This window comes from Gemmatimonadota bacterium (assembly GCA_041390125.1).
GTDB lineage: Bacteria > Gemmatimonadota > Gemmatimonadetes > Longimicrobiales > Gaopeijiaceae > JAGQIF01.
In genome coordinates this window covers 12,912-32,302 of record JAWKQN010000013.1, presented here as the reverse complement: position 1 = coordinate 32,302, position 19,391 = coordinate 12,912, and the positions used below count along the sequence as shown (strand labels likewise).

Here is a 19,391-nt window from a genome sequence, read left to right as displayed (position 1 = left end):
CCGTCAGCCCGGTCTTCGTCCGAAGGAGTCCTATGAACGACGCGTGCCCGCACATGATCGCCGGTGGGCTGCTCCGCACGATCCTTCTGCTCCTGACTGTCACCGCCGCCTGGGGTGGCGCCCTCACTGCACAGCAGAGTGGCCGCATCGCTGGCCAGGTCGTCGACCAGGACTCCGGACGTCCGCTGCCCACCGCGACCGTGCGCGTGGTGGAGGCGGGCACGGGAACGCTCACGGACGTGAACGGGCGGTTCCGGACCCCGGAGATCCCGGCGGGCTCCTACACGGTGGAGATCGAGTTGCTCGGGTACGCCACGGCGCGGCGTGAGGGAGTGGTTGTGGAAGCGGGGGGGACGGCGATCACCAACTTCGCCATGACCACTCAAGCCATCGCGGTGGAGGGCCTCACCGTCGAAGTGGAGCGCACAACCCGCAGGTCCTCGGAGGCATCGCTGCTGGCCATGCAGCAGGCTGCGCCGGCGGTCAGTGACGGAGTGAGCGCGGAGCAGATCAGCCGTTCACCTGACTCGGACGCCGGCGACGCCGTGGCGCGCGTCACGGGCGTGTCCGTCGTGGATGACAAGTTCGTCGTGGTTCGCGGTCTCGGCGAGCGCTACTCGACCACGCTGCTCAACGGTGCGGAGTTGGCGAGCCCGGAGCCTGCGAAGAAGATCGTGCCGATGGATCTTTTCGCGGCCTCCCTGCTCGAGTCCGTGGTGACCTCCAAGACCGCCACACCGGACAAGCCGGGGGACTTCGCGGGCGGTGCGGTGGAGATCAAGACCAAGGAGTTCCCCGAGGAAAGGGTCCTCGAGCTGGAGACGTCGTTCGGGTACAACAGTCTAGCCACCTTCAAGACCCTTCCCGTGTTGGGACGGAGCGGCACGGACTTCCTGGGCCTGGACGGGGTCGGACGTCAGCGTCCGGACGTCACCGACGGTGAACTGTTCCTGGAAGGCATCCGGAACCGGTGGATCCCGAGCAACACCCGAGTCCTCCCCAACATGGGCTTCGGTGTCAACTATGGGAATCAGCTCGGCGAGTTCGAGCGGGCGCTGGGTTACGTCTTCTCGCTGGACTACGGCTACTCCACGTCCTACACCCCCGACGACCTGTTCCTGTTCGTGATCGATCCCGACCAAGGGACGGCCGCCACGGGGAACGTGAGCCGGCCCGCCACGACGACGGTGAATTGGGGGGCCGTGGGCAACCTGGCGCTGCGACTGGGGGCCACCAACACCTTCACGCTCAAGAACCTCGTCACCCGCGAGGCGGAGGAGTTCAGCACCTTTGCCGAGGCCTTCGACCCGGAGTTCCAGGCCCAGCTCGACCCCGAGGTGCGCCGCTACCAGGTGCGCTACGTAGAGCGCACGTTCGCACAGAGCCAGCTGGGTGGGCAGCACTTCCTGAGCTGGCTCGGGGACTCGTCCATCGACTGGAAGCTGTCCTACTCCCGCGCGGATCGGGATGAGCCCGAGAACCGGTCGCTCAACTACGTCCGCGAAGGCACCGAGTATGCGATCCAACGCTCGGTTGCGAACGCGTTCTGGTTCCGGTTCCTGGACGATCGGGCATACAGCGCCCAGCTGGACTGGTCGATCCCGGTGTCGCTGCGACGGGAGTCCGATGCGCTGATCAAGTTCGGCGGCCTGGGTCGCCTCAAGAGCCGCGAGTTCGACGCGGAGAAGTACGACCTGCGGCCGGCTCTCGTGCCCCAGGACGGCCTCAACGCATTGAAGCTCCCACCCGAGGCCCTGCTGGCGCCGGAGAATGCGGGTCGGAACGTAGTGCTCGGCAACATCAACGATCAGGGACTCCCCTACGACGCCGACGACGATCTATACGCGGCGTATCTGATGCTCGACCTCCGGCCTTTCGAACGCCTGCGCATCGTCGGCGGACTGCGGACCGAGATCTGGAAGCTGAACGTCTTCGCGGGGGGCAGGGAATCGCCCGCCTTCGAGCCGACCGTTCGCGACCAGGCCGACCTCCTGTGGTCGACCAACCTGACGTTCGAGCTGACGGACCGGATGAATCTGCGAGCCGCTGGCTACCGGACCGTATCACGCCCCGATCCGCGCGAGGTGTCGGATTCCCAGTACTCGCCCGTGGTGGGGGAGTGCGTGATCACGGGCGATCCCAGTCTCGGCCGGGCCGTGATCAACAACGCCGATCTCCGCTGGGAGTGGTATCCGTCGCCGGGCGAACTCGTGTCCGTGAGCGGGTTCGGTAAGTGGTTCAGCGACCCGATCATCCAGCTCGTGATCAACGAGAGCTTCACCTGCGTGGGCCGTCCGCTGAATGCGGAATCGGCCACGAACCTGGGCGTCGAGCTCGAGGTGAGGAAGAACCTCGGTATCCTGGCCGAGTCCCTGGAGCCGTTCACCGCCACGGTGAACTTCACGTTCGTGGATGGAGACGTGAAGGGTGACGGAGTCCTGATCCCCTTTGCGAGCCTGCCGCTGCAGGATCAGTCGCGGTTCCTGGTCAACGCGTCCCTCGGGTACGACAACGCGGACACCGGCACCAACGCCTCGCTCCTCTACAACTACTTCGATGACCGCGTGCGCCGCTACGGCGTGGCCGCGGGAAACACGGGGATCCGCGTGCCCGACGTCATCGAGCAGGGCCGCTCGACCCTGGATGCCAAGGTCTCGCAGCGTTTCGGCGAGAGCGTGAAGATCTCGCTCTCGGCCAAGAACCTCACGAACGCGGTGGTGCGCGAGTACCAGGACACGGCCCAGTTGGGGCCCGTCACGGTCGGGTACGCGCCGCTCGGTGTCTCATTCTCCCTGGGTGTCTCGTATGCGTATTGAAGCCCGGCTCGCTCGTGTGCTCGCGTTCGGCGCCATTCTCGGTTGGGGAGGAGTGGCCTGCGACCAGGCCAGCCCCCTGGAGGAGGAAGGGGCCGAGCCCCCGACAGGCGTGAGCGCCGAGCCGGTCGGCCCCACGGCCATGCGGGTCCGCTGGGAGCCATTGAGCCGTGGCGACGTGGTTGCGTATCAGATCGAGCGTCGGGCCAACCTGCAGGGCGAATTCATCAAGGTCGCCGACGTAGCCGTCAGTCGCACCAGCCAAACCAAGCCCTCCGATTACCTCGACACCGATCTGGACCCGGAGACCTTCTACGGCTACCGGATCCGCACGGAGTTGCAGCTAGGACGCGTGTCGGCGCCGTCGGCAGTGGCGGGTGCGCAGACCGCGCCCGCGCCCGGGATCGAAGTGACCACGGAGACCCTGGCGCCGGCCGGGGGCGACGCGAACGGCTACGTCATCCGTGTGCAGGGAGCCGCCGACCGGTCCGAGGTCTTCGCGGTCAACGCGACCCGGCGCTTCAGCCCGCTGCCGGCGGGGAGCTACACGGTGTCGATCGAGGACGTCGCCACCGGGTGCGATGTCCGCGGCGGTCCTACGCAGTCGGTCACGGTCACGGACGTCGGTACCGAGACGCTGAGCAAGATCACGTTCCACGTCGATTGCCAGGACCCGACCCGCGGGCAGATCCTCGTTCGGGTCGTGACCGAAGGGGATACGCTGCCCAGCCCCTACCGCGTGCGCCTCACGGGAATCCCTACCGGAGACACTGTGGTGGTGCAGGACTCCTCCACCGTCTCGGCGCTGCGCGCTCCAGGCGGCGAAGTGTCCTTCAAGAACCTGATGCCGGGGGACTACGACATCGACCTCCTGAACGTACCGACCGGCGTGTGTACGGCCACGCCGAGCTCGGTGGCGGGCATCTCAGTCACGGCATTGGCAACGGATACGGCGAGCTTCCTGGTCAACTGTCGCCGGCTGGGATCCGGATCGGGCAAGCCGCTCGTGGGCCGCTGGACCAACGCCGCCGGGGCCACCATCACCTCCGCGGCACCCGGCGCGACCGTGTTCCTCGAGCTGACCGCCAGGATGGGCGCCGACAGCTTGCGCGCGTTCGAGGGCACGCTCTTCTACAACCCGGACTTCCTGACGGCCACTGCGGTCGCGGACTTCAGCAGCGGCTCCACGGATCAGATGAGCGAGTTGACGGGGAACGCGACCGGGGTCGTGGGCCAGGTCACGTTCACCAACCTGTCGATCAGCTCGCAGCTGTCGACGGGTGACCTGGGCCTGGCGCGGATCACGTTCACCACCGGTCAGGTGGGCACCACGACCCCCTCCTTCACGGTGGCCGTGGCCACGGACAAGGACGGCGGTGCGGCGATCGACTTCTCGCCCAGCATCCCCGCGCTCGAGGTTGCGGTCGGCGGCGGCAACCAGCCTCCCGTGCCCGACGCGGGCGGCCCCTACACGGGCGCGCCGGGGGACACGCTCGCGATCAGCGGGACCGGCACCACGGACGACGGAACGATCGTCACGTACCTCTGGGACTTCGGGGACGGGTCGCCGGTCGATTCGACGGGGGCCGAGGTCCACCATGTGTACGACTCCGTCGGCGTCTACACGCTCACGCTCGCCGTGACGGACGACGGAGGCCTGACGGCGGTCGATTCGGCCACCGTGAACATCCGCACACCCGGGTCGGGGGGACCGGCTCTCGCGGGGGTGTGGAAGGACGCCGTGAGCGGCACGCCAGTCACCGCCATCCTGCCCGGCAACCGGGTCGCGCTGGAGCTATCGGTCGAGCTTCCCACGGGCAGCCTGCAAGCCTTCCAGGGGATCCTGCGGTATCCCCAGGCGCTCTTGACCGCCGATTCGGCGAAGGACCTCAACCTCGGAACCAGCGACGTGCTGACGGAGTTCACCGGCAACACGACGGTCGCCGGAGAGATTCCCCTCCTCAGCTTCTCCATCGCTTCCGCCGCGGGGAGCGGGCCCCAGGGCATCGCGCGCATCACGTTCCAGACGAACCAGCTTGGCACGGTGACGCCCGCCTTCACCATCGAGGTCGCGACCGACTTCGGCGGGGACAGTGTTCCCCTGGGCGTCGACATCCCGACTCTCACCCTGGGACAGGCCCCGCCTGCCGGGCTGCAGGCCAACGCCGGCGGTCCGTATACCGCCGCGCCCGGGGACACCGTGACGCTCAACGGCTCGGGGTCCACGGGCGGGATCGAGAAGTACATCTGGCTGTTCGGCGACGGATCTCCGGCGGATTCGTCCGGAGCCACCGTCAAGCATGCCTACGCGTCGGCCGGCGCGTACGAGGCCATCCTCACGGTCCGGGATACCACCGGGGCGACCTCCGTGGATACCGCGTCGGTCACCATCGGCTCCGGCGGCGGATCCCCGGTGGCGTGGCGCAGCGTGTGGACACCCGGCTCCGCGGCGAACGGAAGCGTGGTCAAGCTCACGGTCTCGACGGCACCGGGCGATTCGCTGCGCAGCTTCGAGTCCGTGGTCGGATGGGACGCCGCGGTCCTGCAGTACGACTCGGCGGTGAAGCGCACGTTCCTCAGCTCCGTCTTCACGCCCACGCCCCAAGGCGCCGGGCAGGTCAAGCTGGTGGGGAGCACGAAGACCCCCGCCGCGCCTACGGTCGAAACGGCGCTGGCCGACCTGTACTTCACGGTGATCGGTTGCCCGCCCTCCACGGCGCGCACCACCACCACGGGGTTGAAGCTGTTCAACGCAAAGTTCCAGCCCATCGCGCTGACCGGGAAGCCGATCGTCGAAGACACGGTGGCGGTGACCGGCACCACCTGTGGCGGCGGCAGCAACCAGGCGCCGATCGCGGCACCGGGTGGGCCCTACGTCGGCACGCCGAACAACCTCGTGATCTTCGACGGGTCGGGATCCCGTGATCCGGATGGCACCATCGCTTCGTACGACTGGCAGTTCGGGGACGGGACCACCGGGGCGGGTGTGAACCCCGGTCATGCCTACACCGCTCCCGGCACCTACACGGCCACCCTGACCGTGCGCGACGACAAGGGAGCCACTGCGTCGGCCACGGTCGGCGTGACGATCCTCAACACCCAGCCGCCGCTCGCGCGCGCCAACGGCCCCTACACGGGCCGGGTGGGCCAGACGCTGTCCTTCAGCGCCGCCGGTTCCAACGACCCGGATGGGGCGATCGTCCGCTTCGACTGGGACTTCGGAGATGGGCGCACGGGAGCCGGGCCGGCGCCGCAGCACGTCTACGAGCGGGCCGGCACCTACACGGCGAAGCTGACCGTGACCGACAACCTCGGGGCCACGGCTTCGGCGAACGCCCAGGTGACGGTGGACATCCCGGCCGCGTTCGCGTGGAAGAACACCTGGATGCTCCCGCCGACGCCCACGACGACCGCGGCCGCGTATGCGCCGCTGGAGGGCCCGCCCGGCTCGGCGCGGCCCGGGGACCGGGTGGCCCTGAAGGTCACGACCCGACCCGGTGTGCCGATCGTCCAGGCGCAGGGTGAGATCTTCTTCAACCCGTTCGTGGTGCGCTTCGACAGCGTACAGGCGGGCGCGCGCTTCGACGCCTTCCTCAACGTGACACCGGGCCTGCCCAACCGGCTCCAGATCCTGGGCCGGAGCACGGCTCCGCTGCCGGACACGCTCGAAGCGTTGATCGCCACCGCCTGGTTCACGGTGATCGGCCTCGACGGTGATTCCACCACCACACAGACGGCCGGCGTGGTCCTGCAGAACCCGCAGGGACAGCCGCTCAACCTGAATGCCCTGCCCGTCCTAGAAGGCACCCTGGCGGTGGAGGAGGACACCTTCGTCCCCGGCAACCAGCTGCCCGCCGCCGAGGCCAACGGGCCGTACACCGGGACCGTGGGGAACCCGGTCACGTTCAGCTCGGCCGGAAGCGTGGATCCGGACGGCTCGATCGTGAGCTACGCCTGGAATTTCGGCGACGGCGCCGCCGGCACCGGGCCCCAGCCGTCCCACAGCTACACGGCACCCGGGACGTACACGGTGATCCTGGCCGTGACCGACAACGACGGCGCGCGCGCCACCGATCAGGCCACCGTGACCATCACGGCCGGTGGTGGTGGCAACCAGGCGCCGACGGCGTCCTTCACGAACACCTGCACCGCCCTGGCGTGCACCTTTGACGGGTCGGCCTCCTCGGACCCGGATGGCACCATCGCCTCCTGGGCCTGGAACTTCGGCGACGGCGGGTCCGGGACGGGCGCGAACGCCTCCCACACCTACGCGGGTGCCGGAACCTACACGGTGACCCTGACCGTGACCGACAACGGAGGAGCGACCGCTGCGTCCACAAAGTCCGTGACGGTGGCGCCGGCCGGGCCCAGCGGAAACCTGGTCGGCGTCTGGACCAACACGAGCGGCGCCGTCATCACGAGCGCTTCGGTCGGTCAGACCGTGAAGCTGCAGATCTGCTCCACGGATTCGTCGGTGCAGGCGTTCCAGGGCGTCCTCCACTTCGGAGCGACGGTCAGCCAGGGACCCCATGGGGACCTCAACAGCGTGACCGCCGGCAAGGGCGCCTGCGTGGGCACGGCGGACGTCATGGATCAGTACACGGGAGCGCAGAACTCCCCGGCCCCGGGAGACAACTCGTTCCTCAGCTTCTCCATCGCGGCCGCTGCCGGAGCGGGCGCGCAGGGGCTCGGAGCCTTCGACCTCACACTGAACGCCGCGGGGTCGTACACACCCACGCTGACGGTCGACGTCTACACCGCGTTCGGGGGCGCCAACATCACGCCGGTCGTCTCCATTCCGACCCTCACCGTCAACTGACGGTGGGGGTTCGGGGGGCTTCGGCAGAAGTCGTTTCGTGGAAACACCTAGCGCCGCACCCGCCGCGACCAAGCCTATACACAATCGTTTCGCGTTCTGCCTGTTGACGCCGAGGTCGGGCGAGCATCTTTCGCCCACTCGGACAACGAAGCACCCGGGCTCGACCCGGTTCCACAGCCGCCGGCTCCCGAGCGGGAGCGACCCTGAGGGTCCACGACGCGCTGCCGCAAGGCAGCGCGAACCGTGGGCCCTTTTTTCATGCGGAGGACGAACAGCGGGATGGGAGATCTGGACAGCGTGACGCGCAGGGGGGCGAATGGCCTCATGCAGGGGGTCGACGGGACCGTCCTGATCTGCCGTGCGCCCCATCCCCGGGGCCTGGGGGGCGAAAGTCGCTATTCGGGCCGGATCTGTGGAACCCGCCTGCAGGTGGTGCCCTTCCGCGCGGTGCCCACGTATCGGGCGCTGCGCGACTGGTCGGAGGTCCGGCCGGGGTGCCTGGCAGTGCGGTGTTCGAGCTCGGACTGCCGGGCCTTCACCGAATACGCGATCGACGGACCGATCCGCGCGGTCGGGGGAGGCTTGTTCGAGTCAAGTCCGGAAGTACTACCCACCTCACACTCGTAGGAGTGACACCCGATGGAGCGAACGTCCTTCTCCGCTCGTCGTCGCCAGGCCGGCCTGTGGGTCAGCAGCTTCATGCTGATCGCGGCCGCTGCCTGCTCCGACAGCGAGCCCGTCGTGGGGCCCTTGCTGCCCCCGGCGCCGCCGGAAAACCCCGAGATCGTCTCTGCTGCGTGGATCGCGGACATCAACAAGATCGAAGGGACCGTCAAGATCACCCCGCCCGCGCGCGGCTATGATCCGCAGATCATCGCCGACTTCTTCGGGCTGGCCCCCGATCACCCCGAGTTCTCCATCCTTGCCGGTGACGTCGTGGACGTCCTGGCGGATCCTGCTTCGCTGAACTTCTCGCCGGTCGGTCAGTTCTCGCCCGGTCTGATCCGTGTCACGTTCGACGTGGCCATCCGCAACAAGCTGTCGGCCGTGGATCTGATCCAGCCGACCTTCCCCACGCCGCCGCCCTCGACCTCGGGCGCGCTGCTGTTCCCGTTCGAGACCATCGTGACGACCACCACCGGTGGCGTGACCGGCGGTCAGGGTGACGGCACCGGCGTGATCGTGGAGCTGCCCAACCAGGGCAACGTGGCGCCCAGCGTCGACTTCGATGGCGCGCCCTTCAACTTCTTCAATGACTCCGCCTGCGGTCCGACGGACAACGACTGCTATCGCTACGAGGAGTTCGGCGTGCCGGTCGTGGGTGGATCCACCACGGCCTTCCAGACCATCGGCTTCGATGCCGAGGCGACGGTGTCGCAGTTCCGGGCGCGCATGATCGTGGCGGCCGACCTGCTCGACTCCACGCCGAATGCGCTGCCGGTCGCGAGCGCCGGCGGCCCCTACACGGGTGACGCGGGTCAGCCGATCGCCTTCGACGGCACCGGCTCGAACGACCCGGATGGCACGATCGTCCAGTACGACTGGGACTTCGGTGACGGCAGCACCGGCAGCGGCGCGACGCCCAGCCACGTCTATGCGACGGCCGGCAGCTACACGGCCACGCTGACGGTGACCGACAACCGCGGCGGTACTGCCACGGCGTCCTCGGCGGTCACGGTGAACGTCCCGGCGAACATCCCGCCGGTGGCCAGCTACACCTTCTCCTGCACCGGCACCACCTGCGCCTTCGACGGCACGGGCTCCACGGATGCGGACGGCACCATCGCGTCCTACGCGTGGGACTTCGGTGACGGCAACACGGGCTCGGGCGCCACGGTGTCGCACAGCTACGCCGGCCCGGGCACCTACACGGTGACCCTGACCGTGACCGACAACGGCGGGGCGATCGGGACGCAGTCGCAGACGGTGACGGTGGCCGCGGCCGCCAACGCCATCGGCGTCTGGGTGAACGCCAGCGGAAACGTCATCACGTCCGCTTCGGTGGGATCGACGGCCACGCTGCAGCTCTGCACCACCGAGAGCACGCTGCAGGCCTTCCAGGCGTCCGTGAACTACAACGGTGCCCTGGCCGGTGCGGCCGCGGGTGCCGACCTGAACACGGTCTCCGCCGGCGCCGGCGCTTGCGCCAACGTCGGTGGATCGGACGTGGTCGATCAGTACACGGGAGCCGCCGGGAACCCGGTGAACTTCCTGAACTTCTCGATCGCCGCGGCGCCTGGGTCGGGCCCGGTCGGTCTGGCGGCCATCCCGTTCAACCTGACGGCGGCGGGCAGCCTCCAGCCCACGATCACCATCGACGTGGCCACCGACTTCGGCGGCAGCAACCTGTCGCTGACGTTCAACATCCCGGCTCTGACCATCAACTAACGGGCGGGCCGATCCGCGAGGGGCGGGTGGGATTCGGTCCCACCCGCCCGAGCGGAGGGTCCACCAGGAGACCACTAGACCATGCGATTCTTTGCAAAGCGCGGTCGGGTCCGGTCCGGAGCGCTCGCTCTCGCCGCGGTTCTGGCGGTGAGCGCGTGTCAGGACCAGGAGACCTCCGATCCGTTGCTCCCCACCGACTTCAGCTCCGACGAAGCCAAGGTCCGGTTCGAGACCTCGAGCTTCGTGGCCGAGTCGGGCTCACGCGTCACCCTGAGCCTGCGGGTCACCGAGGGTGACATCGCTGCGCTCCAGGGCTACATCCAGTTCGACCCCACGGCGCTGCGCTACGTCGGGCAGCTCCAGGAGGGCACGGCCCTCTCCGTGCTGAACACCACCCAGGCCGAGGCCGGCGTGCTGCGCCTGGCGGCGGTCGATCACACGGGCCTCGACCGGGCGGCCCTGCTCGGCTTCGAGGTGCTCCGCGGCAGCTACGCGCCGTCGCTCCGCTTCCAGGGCGAGTACGCGTACGACCTGCGCGAGCGCTCCATCAAGACGCGCTTCGACGGGGAGGTGGTCGCGGCCGCCGACCTGCCGTCCGCGGCGGATGCGCGCGCCTGGTCCATCGACGAGATGGCCCTGCGCCTCGATCCCACGATCGGTGGAAGCCGTCCGGCGCAGTTGCCGGGCGCGTCCAACCGCTACGGCGACGCGACGCAGGACAACCTCGTGAACGTGCTCGACGCGCTGTACGCGGCGAACACGGTCGTCGGCAACCCGGGCTTCGAGTGCATCATCGGCACGGGCAGCCCGAACCGCGACTGCGTGGCGGTCAACGTACGTCCGGAGAACGCGCCGGGCCTGGGCGGCCCCGGCGATCCCTGCCCTCCGGGCATCGACGTGTGCGGTCGTGGGGACCGCACGGTGAACGTGCTCGACGTGCTGCCGATCCGCCTCGAGGCGGTGGGGCAGAACCAGAACGTCGTGGGCGAGATCATCCCGCAGGAGTCGGTGATCGGCGCGGGCGACACGGTGATCATCGCCGGCCCGCTCACGATCACGGGAACGCGTACGTTCTCGGCCGACAGCCTCTACATCCTGCGGGGCGGCACCATGACGGTCGGCGTGGAAACCGGCTTGGCCGGCGAGATCCAGTTCCAGCCGGGCACGCGCTTCGAGTCCGATTCGCTGTCGGCGATCTTCGTGACGCGCAACGGCCGCATCATCGCGGACGGGACGCAGAGCCAGCCGATCCGCTTCACCTGCGAGCTGCAGGGTCCGGTGCGTGCGCAGTCCTGCTGGGGCGGCATCTTCATCGCCGGCAATGCGGTGGTGAACGAAGCGCAGCCTGGCTTGCCTGCCGCTCCGGCCATCCCCGGCCGCAACCCCTCCGGTGGCGGGGCGCAGCGCGAGGGTGAGGGTGGCGCCGTCAACTTCGGCGGGCTCAATGACGCCGACTCCTCAGGCGTGCTACGCTACGTAGTGGTGGAGTACGGTGGTCGCACGATCTCCACGAACAACGAGCTGAACAACGTCACCATCGGCGCCTGCGGGTCGGGCACCGTGATCGACTACCTGCAGGTGAGCGAGGGCTCCGACGACGGCCTCGAGATCTTCGGCGGCCGCTGCAACGTGAAGCACCTCCTGGCCAGCGGGAACGACGACGACCAGTTCGACTTCTCGTTCGGGTACGACGGGCGGGTGCAGTTCCAGGTCATCCACCACGACAGCCTGGGCTCCGACAAGGGGCACGAGGTGGACAACACCGAGACGGCGGCCACGTACAACAACGCCCCGCGCACGGTGCCGGACCTGGCCAACATCACGTTCATCGGCGGGACGAGCGCGACCTCCGCAGGTCTGCCCAGCGGAGCCGCCAACAAGACCGCGCTGCACTACCGGCGCGGCGCCGGCGGTCACCTCCAGAACATCCTGCTGGTGCGGTATGCCACGCACGTGCTGGGGGACAACGTCGAGACCTGCAACCTGATCGGGAACAACGGCCCGGCCGGTGGCGGCCTGGGCACCGGTGACGGGTGGACGTTCACGACGTCGGTGGCCATCGACCCGGCCATCGTGACGGCCGGGACGTGTGCGGCCCAGTTGAGCGCGCACCTCACGGCCGGACGGATGGTCGCGACGGGTGCCGCGTACGCTGGACAGTTGAAGGCGCCGTTCTTCCGGGCGCTGCCGGACTACCGTCCGGTGGGCTCGGGCGTGACGGTCGCGGGCCAGAGTCCGACGGCTCTGGGCGCTCCGTGGGACCCGGCCACCTACTACGGCGGCGTCGCGCCGGCCGGGTCGGGTGGTTCGATCCCGTGGTACGCGGGCTGGTCGGTGGGCTTCTAATCCATCACCAACCCGGAGGAATCGTTGCCCCGTCGGGTCTCCTCCCCGGCGGGGTGACGAACCGGCCGGTGCGCGAAGGTGCGCGCCGGGGCGTGGATCGCCAAGCGTGGGGTCGCTCTCGCGGCCCCACGCTTTCGGCGCTTCACCGGTCCAGGCATGGGAGGAGAGGCAAGGAATGCGTATGGGCAGGATGCAGGGCGTGCGGTGGCTGGCCGCGTTGCTGGTGAGCATCGGGCTGCTGGCCTGTGATGAACAGCCCATGGCTCCGGAGGGCTTCCTGGCCATCATCACGAGCGCTTCGGGACCCGCGGAGGTATCTCCGGGTGAGCGCTGGACGTTGAGCGTGACGGAGCTGTCCGGGACGCTGGGCATCGACACCATCGCGGTGGTTCAGCCCAACGACACCTTGATCCTCGTGGTCCCGCCTGCCACCTACACGATCCGGGTGGACGGCGTCCCGGTGACCTGCCAGAACCGCTTCGGCGCTGCGCGGCAGGCGGTGATCGGCCAGGCCGGCCAGACGTTCACGGTCCGCTACAACTTCGAGTGCTCGTCCCTCCTGGTGATGGAGACCGCGACGGACGGGTGGGACGCCGACGACGCCTACGCCTGGCGCCTGAAGGACGCGCTGGGCACCGAGAAGGTGGGCTTCGCGGCGGGAAACGACACCGTGCGCTTCGATGGCATCGATCCGGGTGCCTATTCGCTCGAGCTCAGCAACATCGACCCCAGCTGCGTCGTGACCAGTGACGGCGGACGCGCCCGCGAGTTCGTCCTGGAGCCACCGCGCGCGACCATTGTCACGTTCCGGGTGCGCTGCTCCGACGAGCGCTACACCCCCTCCATCCTGCACCTGGGCGGCACGTTCCGCGACGGGACCAGCGTCTTCTTCCTGGAGGCGAGCGATCCGGGCTCCAACCCCCTGCTGGGCGGGAGCGGCTTCCCCGATATCGATCGCTACCAGTGGAACCTCACGGACTGCGCAGGCAACTCCGCGCTGCGCGCCGGGAGCGGGTTCACCGAAGTGGGGTTCCTGGGACGCAACCTGGCCTCGCCCGGCAGTCGTAGCGCCGGCGCCGACACCGTGCGCGTGGTGATGGTCCTCTCCGTGGACATGCCCGACGCCGAAGCCCAGGGCCTGTGCACGTCCGTCCGTATCGAGGACCGGGAGGGCAACACCACCGACTTCGTGGAGGCGCCCATCGCGGGCGCCACCGGGTCCCCGCCCGTCATCACGACCTTCAACGCCTTCTACACGGAGTCGCTGGCGGCGTCCTGGCTGCAGTTCGCCTTGAATGCCAGTGATCCGGACGGTGACTTCGCGGGCGCATTCGTCCGCTTCACGTTCAAGGACGGCACCTTCGGGAGCCCCGACGGGCAACCCGACCTGGGCAGCTACGGCGTGCAGGGCTTCGAGGGGAACACCATCCAGGACCTGCTCATGCGCACGCAGACGTTCGAGCAGGCCTTCACCATCGACGATCTGACGGCGGTGACGGTCTACGCCGTGGATCGCAAAGGGAATTTCAGCATCCGTGTCGACAATGATCCGGTCCGCTAGGCATCTCTGCGTCGGCCTCCTGGTCGCTCTGCTCGGCACGGGGTGTGACGACCAGTCCTCCACCGGGCTGCCGCAGCAGCTCGCCGACTGCGCGTTCGGGGATGCGCTGAGCCTCGGCGTGGGGGAGGCGAGCCGCGCGCCCGGCAACCGCGTGCTCTGTGTCTCCGCGCCCGCGGGTGGCGAGTTCGTCCTCGTGCCGTTCGCGGCACTCGCACGGGATACGCTCTTCAAGGCGAGCATCGGGGTGGAGGGTGGGGGCTTCGTGGACGTCGGAGGCACGGCCCTGACGGACCCCATCACCGCCTTCACGTCCGAGCGGCTGGCGCGCTTCGCTCCGACGGAGGCCTTCCACCGCGAGCTGCGCACCGCGGAGCAGGAGGAGCTGCGCTTCACCCCTGCGGCGGCCGGGGACGTCGTGGACGAGCTGGACGTGATGCGTCGTCAGGCGCGCCGCGCCCCCTCCGCCGCGCCGCCCGTGGTGGGGGATCTCCTCCGCCTCAGCGTCGCCGCCTCCTGCGGTGTGAACGACCCCAGGCAGGGGCGGGTGATGGCGGTCTCCGATCACGCCGTAGTGGTGGCCGACGTGCAGAACCCGCAGCCCACGCTCACGACCTCCGACTTCCAGGCCTTCGCGCAGGAGTTCGACGCGCTGATCGAGCCTACCGTGACCGGTCTCTTCGGTGCACCCACGGACCTGGACGACAACCAGCGGATCGTCCTGTTCTTCACGCGCGGGGTCAACGAGAAGACGCCCTTTGGGGGTGCGGGTGTGGTGGCCGGCTTCTTCTGGGGCGGCGATCTCTTCCCGCGCACCGACACGGGTCGCCTGCAGGGCTGCCCCTCCAGCAATCTGGCCGAAGTGCTCTACCTCGCCGTACCGGAGCCCAACGGGGAGGTCAGCGGCAACCGGTTGAGCGTGGACCTCCTGCGCGAGGTCACACCCTCCACCATGGGCCACGAGCTGCAGCACCTCATCAACGCCAGCCGACGCATCCACATCTCGCAAGCAGACCGCTTCGAGGAGTCGTGGATGAACGAGGGGCTGAGCTTCATCGCGGAGGAGGCGCTTTTCTACGCGGCCAGTGGGCTGGCCCCGGCCATGAACCTGGACACGACCCAGGTGACCGGGAGCAGTCGCGTCCGCGAGGCGTTCAACCGCTACGCGGTCGACAACCTGGGCCGCTACAACCTCTACATGCAGGCGCCGAGCACGTCCTCGCCGGTGGCGACCGACCGTCTGACCACGCGAGGCGCCGCCTGGTCGTTCCTACGCTATGCAGCGGATCGCGATCCGCGCCCGGACGACGCGTTCTTCCGCGACCTCGCCAACGCCACCGGTGCGGGGCTGGACAACCTGGAGGCGCGCATCGGCGAGGATCCCGTGGAGTGGATGGCCGATTGGGCGGTGTCGGTGTACGCGGACGACCTGGTCCCGGATCTGCCACCCGAGCTGCAGCAGCCGAGCTGGAACACGCGTGAGCTGATCGCCTCGCTCCGGTTGGATGCGCGGTTCCCGCTCCGGCTGCTCGCCGTCCCACCGGGGAGCGGGTTCAGCCTGACGCTCCAGCCTTCGGGGGCGGCCGCGTACGTTGTCTTCGGTCTGGAGTCCGGCGGTCGCGCGCTCCTCCGCTTCTCGACCAGTGACGAATCGTCCATCCGCTCCACGCTGCTGAGGGTGCGCTGATGCGGTCTTCGCGGATCGGGGTGCTCGCCCTCGTGGGGACCGCGATCCTCCCCTTCGCTCTTGCGGGCCAGACCTGCCTGGGCATGCGGTCCGATCGTGGTGGCGGTGTGCAGATCCCGCTCGCCTGGGTCGCGCAGGACGGCGGTGAGGGCACGAGCGCCTGGTCGGGTGGGATCGGCGGGTGGGTGGCTCCGACGGCGGCCCTCCGCGTGGGAGCCGACTGGCGCTACCGCGACTTCCGCGCCTCCGAGCGCGGCATGCACGACCTGGGTGCGGCCGTCGAGCTGGTCGCGGATCGGCCCCTCCGTCCCTGTCTCACCGTGGAGGGGCGCGGCGCCTTCGCGTCGGGGCTGGCGACCGACGAGCGGTTCCGCGGCTACGGGTTCTCGGCCGGGCTCGGCATCGCGGCGGAGACCGGCTCCGGCGACGTGCGCTTCATACCGTTTGTCGTGGGTCGCTTCGCAGTGGCTGGTACGGACGCGGCGCTGTTCGGCTTCGACTATACCGAGAGTGGCGTTGGTGGCGGGCTGGATGCGGGCGCCACGCTGTGGCTACGACAGGTGGGTCTGCGGGTGGTGGGACGGCGGTTGTGGCTGGACGATGATCTCGGACCGCACGCGCTGGGCGACCGCACGTTCGGGATCACGCTGCTGGTCGCGTTCTAGGAGGGCGCACCCGAACTCGGAACGGTTCGACCACGTGGCGCGCGTCGAGCTCAGACGCCTGCGCACTGCTTGAAGAAGCGCTGTTCGTGGCTGCCGTCCCGCAGCAGCTCGTGCACCAGCTCGTGCTTGATCACGTAGTCAAGGTCCGCCACGTCCGTGCGAACGGTGATCTTGTGCGGTTCCACCCACAGACCGAGCGCATACTTCCCTTCCGAAGGGTTGCGGATCTCCACGCCCTCGTACCAGCGGATCACGCGGAAGCGCTCTGGCGTCGCGTCCCGCTCCCGCCCCATGCACTCGGCCACCTCGCCGAACCAGCGCAGGTACTCCTCGGGGATCTCGCGCATCGGCTGCTCGAGGTCGACCACCCAGAGCGGCTCGCAGGCACTCGCTCCGACGAGTGAGAACAGGAGCAGCGCGGCTCCCCACGGTGTGCGTCGTCCGTACATGGCGACGGACCGACGGGGGCAAACGAAGGGCCATCCGGTGCAGCGAGGTGAGTCAACAGCTGGAGCGATACGCTGCCGCGAATGCGCCTGCCGCGCCCAAGTGACGTTCGGAGCGCAATTTCGCGCGAAGGTAACAAGCGCCGGATTGGAGCGAAGGGAGCCAGGAGGGCCAAGGGGAGGACCCCCACTTGACAGCCGGAGGTGGCAGACGGCTTCAGCGTGCGGGAGGAATCCCTTGCCGTGGCGCGCCGGCCACGCTGAATGGCCGCGACACCTGGCGGATGTTCGTTACGTGAGGGGACCGGCTCTGACCCTCGGGTCTTCCTGGGGAAGCGCGGTGTCGCGGACCCCCTGACGCAAGGGCCTCAGCGCACCGCCGCCTCCCACGACGCCCAGACGACTCCGGCCGAATCGAAGTCGAGCGGGGAGAGCGTGAATCCATGCGGAGAGGCGCCCGAGGGACGGGCGACCAGGAAGCGTCGATCAGGATGGTCGGCGATCAGGACGCGGTCGCGCTCGTGGAGGTCGCGGACGAAGAGCGGACCGTCCGGCTCCCAAGAGGCCAGGAACGGCAGCAGCGAGAGGGTGCCGCTGCGTTCGAAGCGCGCGCGGGCCACACACGCGGGTGGATAGGTGGCTCCCCTCAGCATGCGCTGGGTCGTGTCGGCCGAGAGGGTGGAGGGTCCCAGCCGCAGGGAGTCGTCCGCCAGCGGAAGCAGGACCGCGAAGGGATCGGCCGGCCCTCCGCCGGGCGCGTGTTCGAGCTGCGTGATCCCGTGGTCCAGCCGGCAGAGATCGGCTCGCTCGAACAGCCACTGGGCATCCTTGTGGGAGACGCCGAGTCCCCACAGCCGGGCCAGGACCTGGCTTCCCCACGACGCGGGCACGAGCACGACGGCGTCGCGGGCATCGGCGGCGGTCACGGCGGCCGGGACGTCGAGGCGCCGGAGCGCATAGGCAGCGCGATACTCGCGCGCGCGGGCCGGCACCCCCACCACCCAGCCCTGAACCAGGACTGCCACGATCGCCGCGGCACCGGCCCATTCGAGGCGGCGTGAGCGGCCGCGCAGTATTCCCAGGATGCGCGGGAGTCGCACGATCCAGAGCGCGAGGACGGGGGCGAGAGGAAGCAGGAAGCGAGGACCGAGGTAGCTGCCGTCGTGCCAGTAGGCGAAGTAGCCCAACAGGAGCAGCAGCGCGCCACAGCCCACCGCGCGATCGGCCGGGGCGAGCGGTGGCGCGAGCAGGATCGCGAGCAGCGCGAACAGGAGCGCAGGCGCTCCGGTCTCGAGCAGCACGGTCTGCAGGTCCAGCAAGTAGTGGTTCAAGTACAGGAGGCCGCGGCCCACCGTGTGCGGCGGTCCCCACGGCGCTTCGTGGAACCCCAGCCCGTGGCTGGGGCCCCACTGGACGGTGTAGCCGAAGGTGAAGGGTCCGCCGTGTTGCATGGTGTTGTATAGCAACAACGGGGCGCCGCCCAGCAGGAGCCCGGCGGCGAACGCCACCGCGGCGCCGCGCTCGTCGGATCCTCGCGCGAAGCGCAGCGCGTGCCACACGGCGAATGGGGCCGCGAACGCGGCTGCATCGAGCGGCCGGATGGCAGCGGCCAGCCCGAACGCTACGCCGGCCAGGCACGCGAGCAGACGGCTGCGGCCCGCGGGCACCGGCGTGCGCAGGCCCGCCAGCGCGAGCGACACCGCGACCACGAGCAGGGCCGCGGTGGGGACGTGGTTCATGCGCGTCGCGGCGTTGAAGGCGAACCACGGGAACGTCGCCAGCAGCGCGGCTGCGGCCAGGGAGCGTCCGCGCGACTCCCCGAGCACGCGCGCGAGCACGCCGGTCCCCACCGCCGTCACCGCTCCGAACAGCGGCCCGATGAGCCAGGCGGCTCCCAGCAGCTCGCCGAGCGCGAGGAGCGCGGCTCCCCCGGGCGGGAACTGCGCGTAGCGTCGCCCCTCGGCGTCCACCACGAGGAGCGAGGACGAGAACTCCGGGTGCGCCGGGGTCGGCAGCGCGAGTCGGCCGGACGCGAAGATGTGGGCCTGGAACGTCTGGACCATCTCGTCCACGTGAAGCGCGGCCGCTCCGAAGACGACGCCTGCGAGAACGGCGTAGAGCGTGAAGGCGATGAGTCCGATGAGCGCGAGCCCGTGGGTCCATCCGCGCAGTGTCTCCGACGACACCGGCGCGACCCGCGGGTCCGCGGCTGCACGCTTCGATCCGGGCCGTGCGACGCTGCCTGTGGAGCGGAGGCCGCGCGGGCCCCCTCGGGGTCCGGCCAGGGTCCCCGCCACCAGCGCCGCGGCCAACGGGAGGAGCAGTCCCAGGCCCCACCGGCCCGCCCAACCGCCCGGGGTCAACGCCCCGCCGCCGCCTCCCTCCGATAGGGGCAGGAACGCCAGCGCGGCAAGACCGACGACGAGGAGAGTGCGAGGTGCCGACACGATAGGAGGTCGGATGGACGACGGAGCGGACGGTTGCGCAATCTCCGGAGCGCGACCCGACGCGCAATATCCCTGGGCCACCCGTGGCCGGATCGGTACCGTGGAGTTACCGTCGCCCGCGTGGCGTCGATGCTCCGCCGGGACCCCCGCGGCACGACCCCTGTATGACGATGCTGCCCTCGCGCGTTTCCAGAGCGTGGGTGAGATAGCCCAGAGCAAGGC

9 protein-coding genes are annotated in these 19,391 nt (G+C 69.4%); 7 read left to right on the top strand and 2 right to left on the bottom strand.

Annotated features, from left to right (window positions below):
- Positions 1-32: 32 nt before the first annotated feature.
- From R3E98_14885 to R3E98_14855, 7 genes are all read left to right on the top strand, one after another.
- Positions 33-2,816 carry a carboxypeptidase regulatory-like domain-containing protein gene (locus R3E98_14885; GenBank protein MEZ4424693.1) on the top strand — a complete coding sequence of 928 codons (2,784 nt, stop codon included), beginning with the start codon at positions 33-35 and terminating at the stop codon, positions 2,814-2,816.
- Complete coding sequence (locus R3E98_14880) at positions 2,806-7,632, top strand: PKD domain-containing protein (GenBank protein ID MEZ4424692.1); 4,827 nt, start codon at positions 2,806-2,808, stop codon at positions 7,630-7,632. Before R3E98_14885 ends, R3E98_14880 begins: the two co-directional genes overlap by 11 nt.
- Positions 7,633-8,271: 639 nt before the next feature.
- Positions 8,272-10,020: a PKD domain-containing protein gene (locus R3E98_14875; protein ID MEZ4424691.1), complete on the top strand. Its 1,749-nt coding sequence runs from the start codon at positions 8,272-8,274 to the stop codon at positions 10,018-10,020.
- 81 nt (positions 10,021-10,101) lie between these two features.
- Positions 10,102-12,366 (top strand): hypothetical protein, encoded by a 2,265-nt coding sequence (locus R3E98_14870; protein MEZ4424690.1) that lies wholly within the window; start codon positions 10,102-10,104, stop codon positions 12,364-12,366.
- A gap of 175 nt (positions 12,367-12,541) precedes the next feature.
- Positions 12,542-13,927, top strand: a complete 1,386-nt coding sequence (locus R3E98_14865) for a hypothetical protein (GenBank protein ID MEZ4424689.1) — start codon at positions 12,542-12,544, stop codon at positions 13,925-13,927.
- Positions 13,911-15,611 carry a hypothetical protein gene (locus R3E98_14860; protein MEZ4424688.1) on the top strand — a complete coding sequence of 567 codons (1,701 nt, stop codon included), beginning with the start codon at positions 13,911-13,913 and terminating at the stop codon, positions 15,609-15,611. The genes R3E98_14865 and R3E98_14860 overlap by 17 nt, the downstream gene beginning before the upstream one ends.
- Positions 15,611-16,276, top strand: coding sequence for a hypothetical protein (locus tag R3E98_14855; protein ID MEZ4424687.1), 666 nt, complete (start codon positions 15,611-15,613; stop codon positions 16,274-16,276). The genes R3E98_14860 and R3E98_14855 overlap by 1 nt, the downstream gene beginning before the upstream one ends.
- A gap of 50 nt (positions 16,277-16,326) precedes the next feature.
- Here R3E98_14855 and R3E98_14850 read toward each other — a convergent pair whose 3' ends face one another.
- Complete coding sequence (locus R3E98_14850; GenBank protein ID MEZ4424686.1) at positions 16,327-16,725, bottom strand: hypothetical protein; 399 nt, start codon at positions 16,723-16,725, stop codon at positions 16,327-16,329.
- Positions 16,726-17,090: 365 nt separating this feature from the next.
- Positions 17,091-18,908, bottom strand: a complete 1,818-nt coding sequence (locus R3E98_14845; GenBank protein MEZ4424685.1) for a hypothetical protein — start codon at positions 18,906-18,908, stop codon at positions 17,091-17,093.
- Positions 18,909-19,391 lie beyond the last annotated feature (483 nt).

Excerpts from the sequence above, each read along its gene's own strand:
- R3E98_14885 (MEZ4424693.1), top strand. The coding sequence starts at position 33 with ATGAACGACGCGTGCCCGCACATGATCGCCGGTGGGCTGCTCCGCACG.
- R3E98_14880 (MEZ4424692.1), top strand. The coding sequence starts at position 2,806 with ATGCGTATTGAAGCCCGGCTCGCTCGTGTGCTCGCGTTCGGCGCCATT.
- R3E98_14875 (MEZ4424691.1), top strand. The coding sequence starts at position 8,272 with ATGGAGCGAACGTCCTTCTCCGCTCGTCGTCGCCAGGCCGGCCTGTGG.
- R3E98_14870 (MEZ4424690.1), top strand. The coding sequence starts at position 10,102 with ATGCGATTCTTTGCAAAGCGCGGTCGGGTCCGGTCCGGAGCGCTCGCT.
- R3E98_14865 (MEZ4424689.1), top strand. The coding sequence starts at position 12,542 with ATGCGTATGGGCAGGATGCAGGGCGTGCGGTGGCTGGCCGCGTTGCTG.
- R3E98_14860 (MEZ4424688.1), top strand. The coding sequence starts at position 13,911 with ATGATCCGGTCCGCTAGGCATCTCTGCGTCGGCCTCCTGGTCGCTCTG.
- R3E98_14855 (MEZ4424687.1), top strand. The coding sequence starts at position 15,611 with ATGCGGTCTTCGCGGATCGGGGTGCTCGCCCTCGTGGGGACCGCGATC.
- R3E98_14850 (MEZ4424686.1), bottom strand. The coding sequence starts at position 16,725 with ATGTACGGACGACGCACACCGTGGGGAGCCGCGCTGCTCCTGTTCTCA.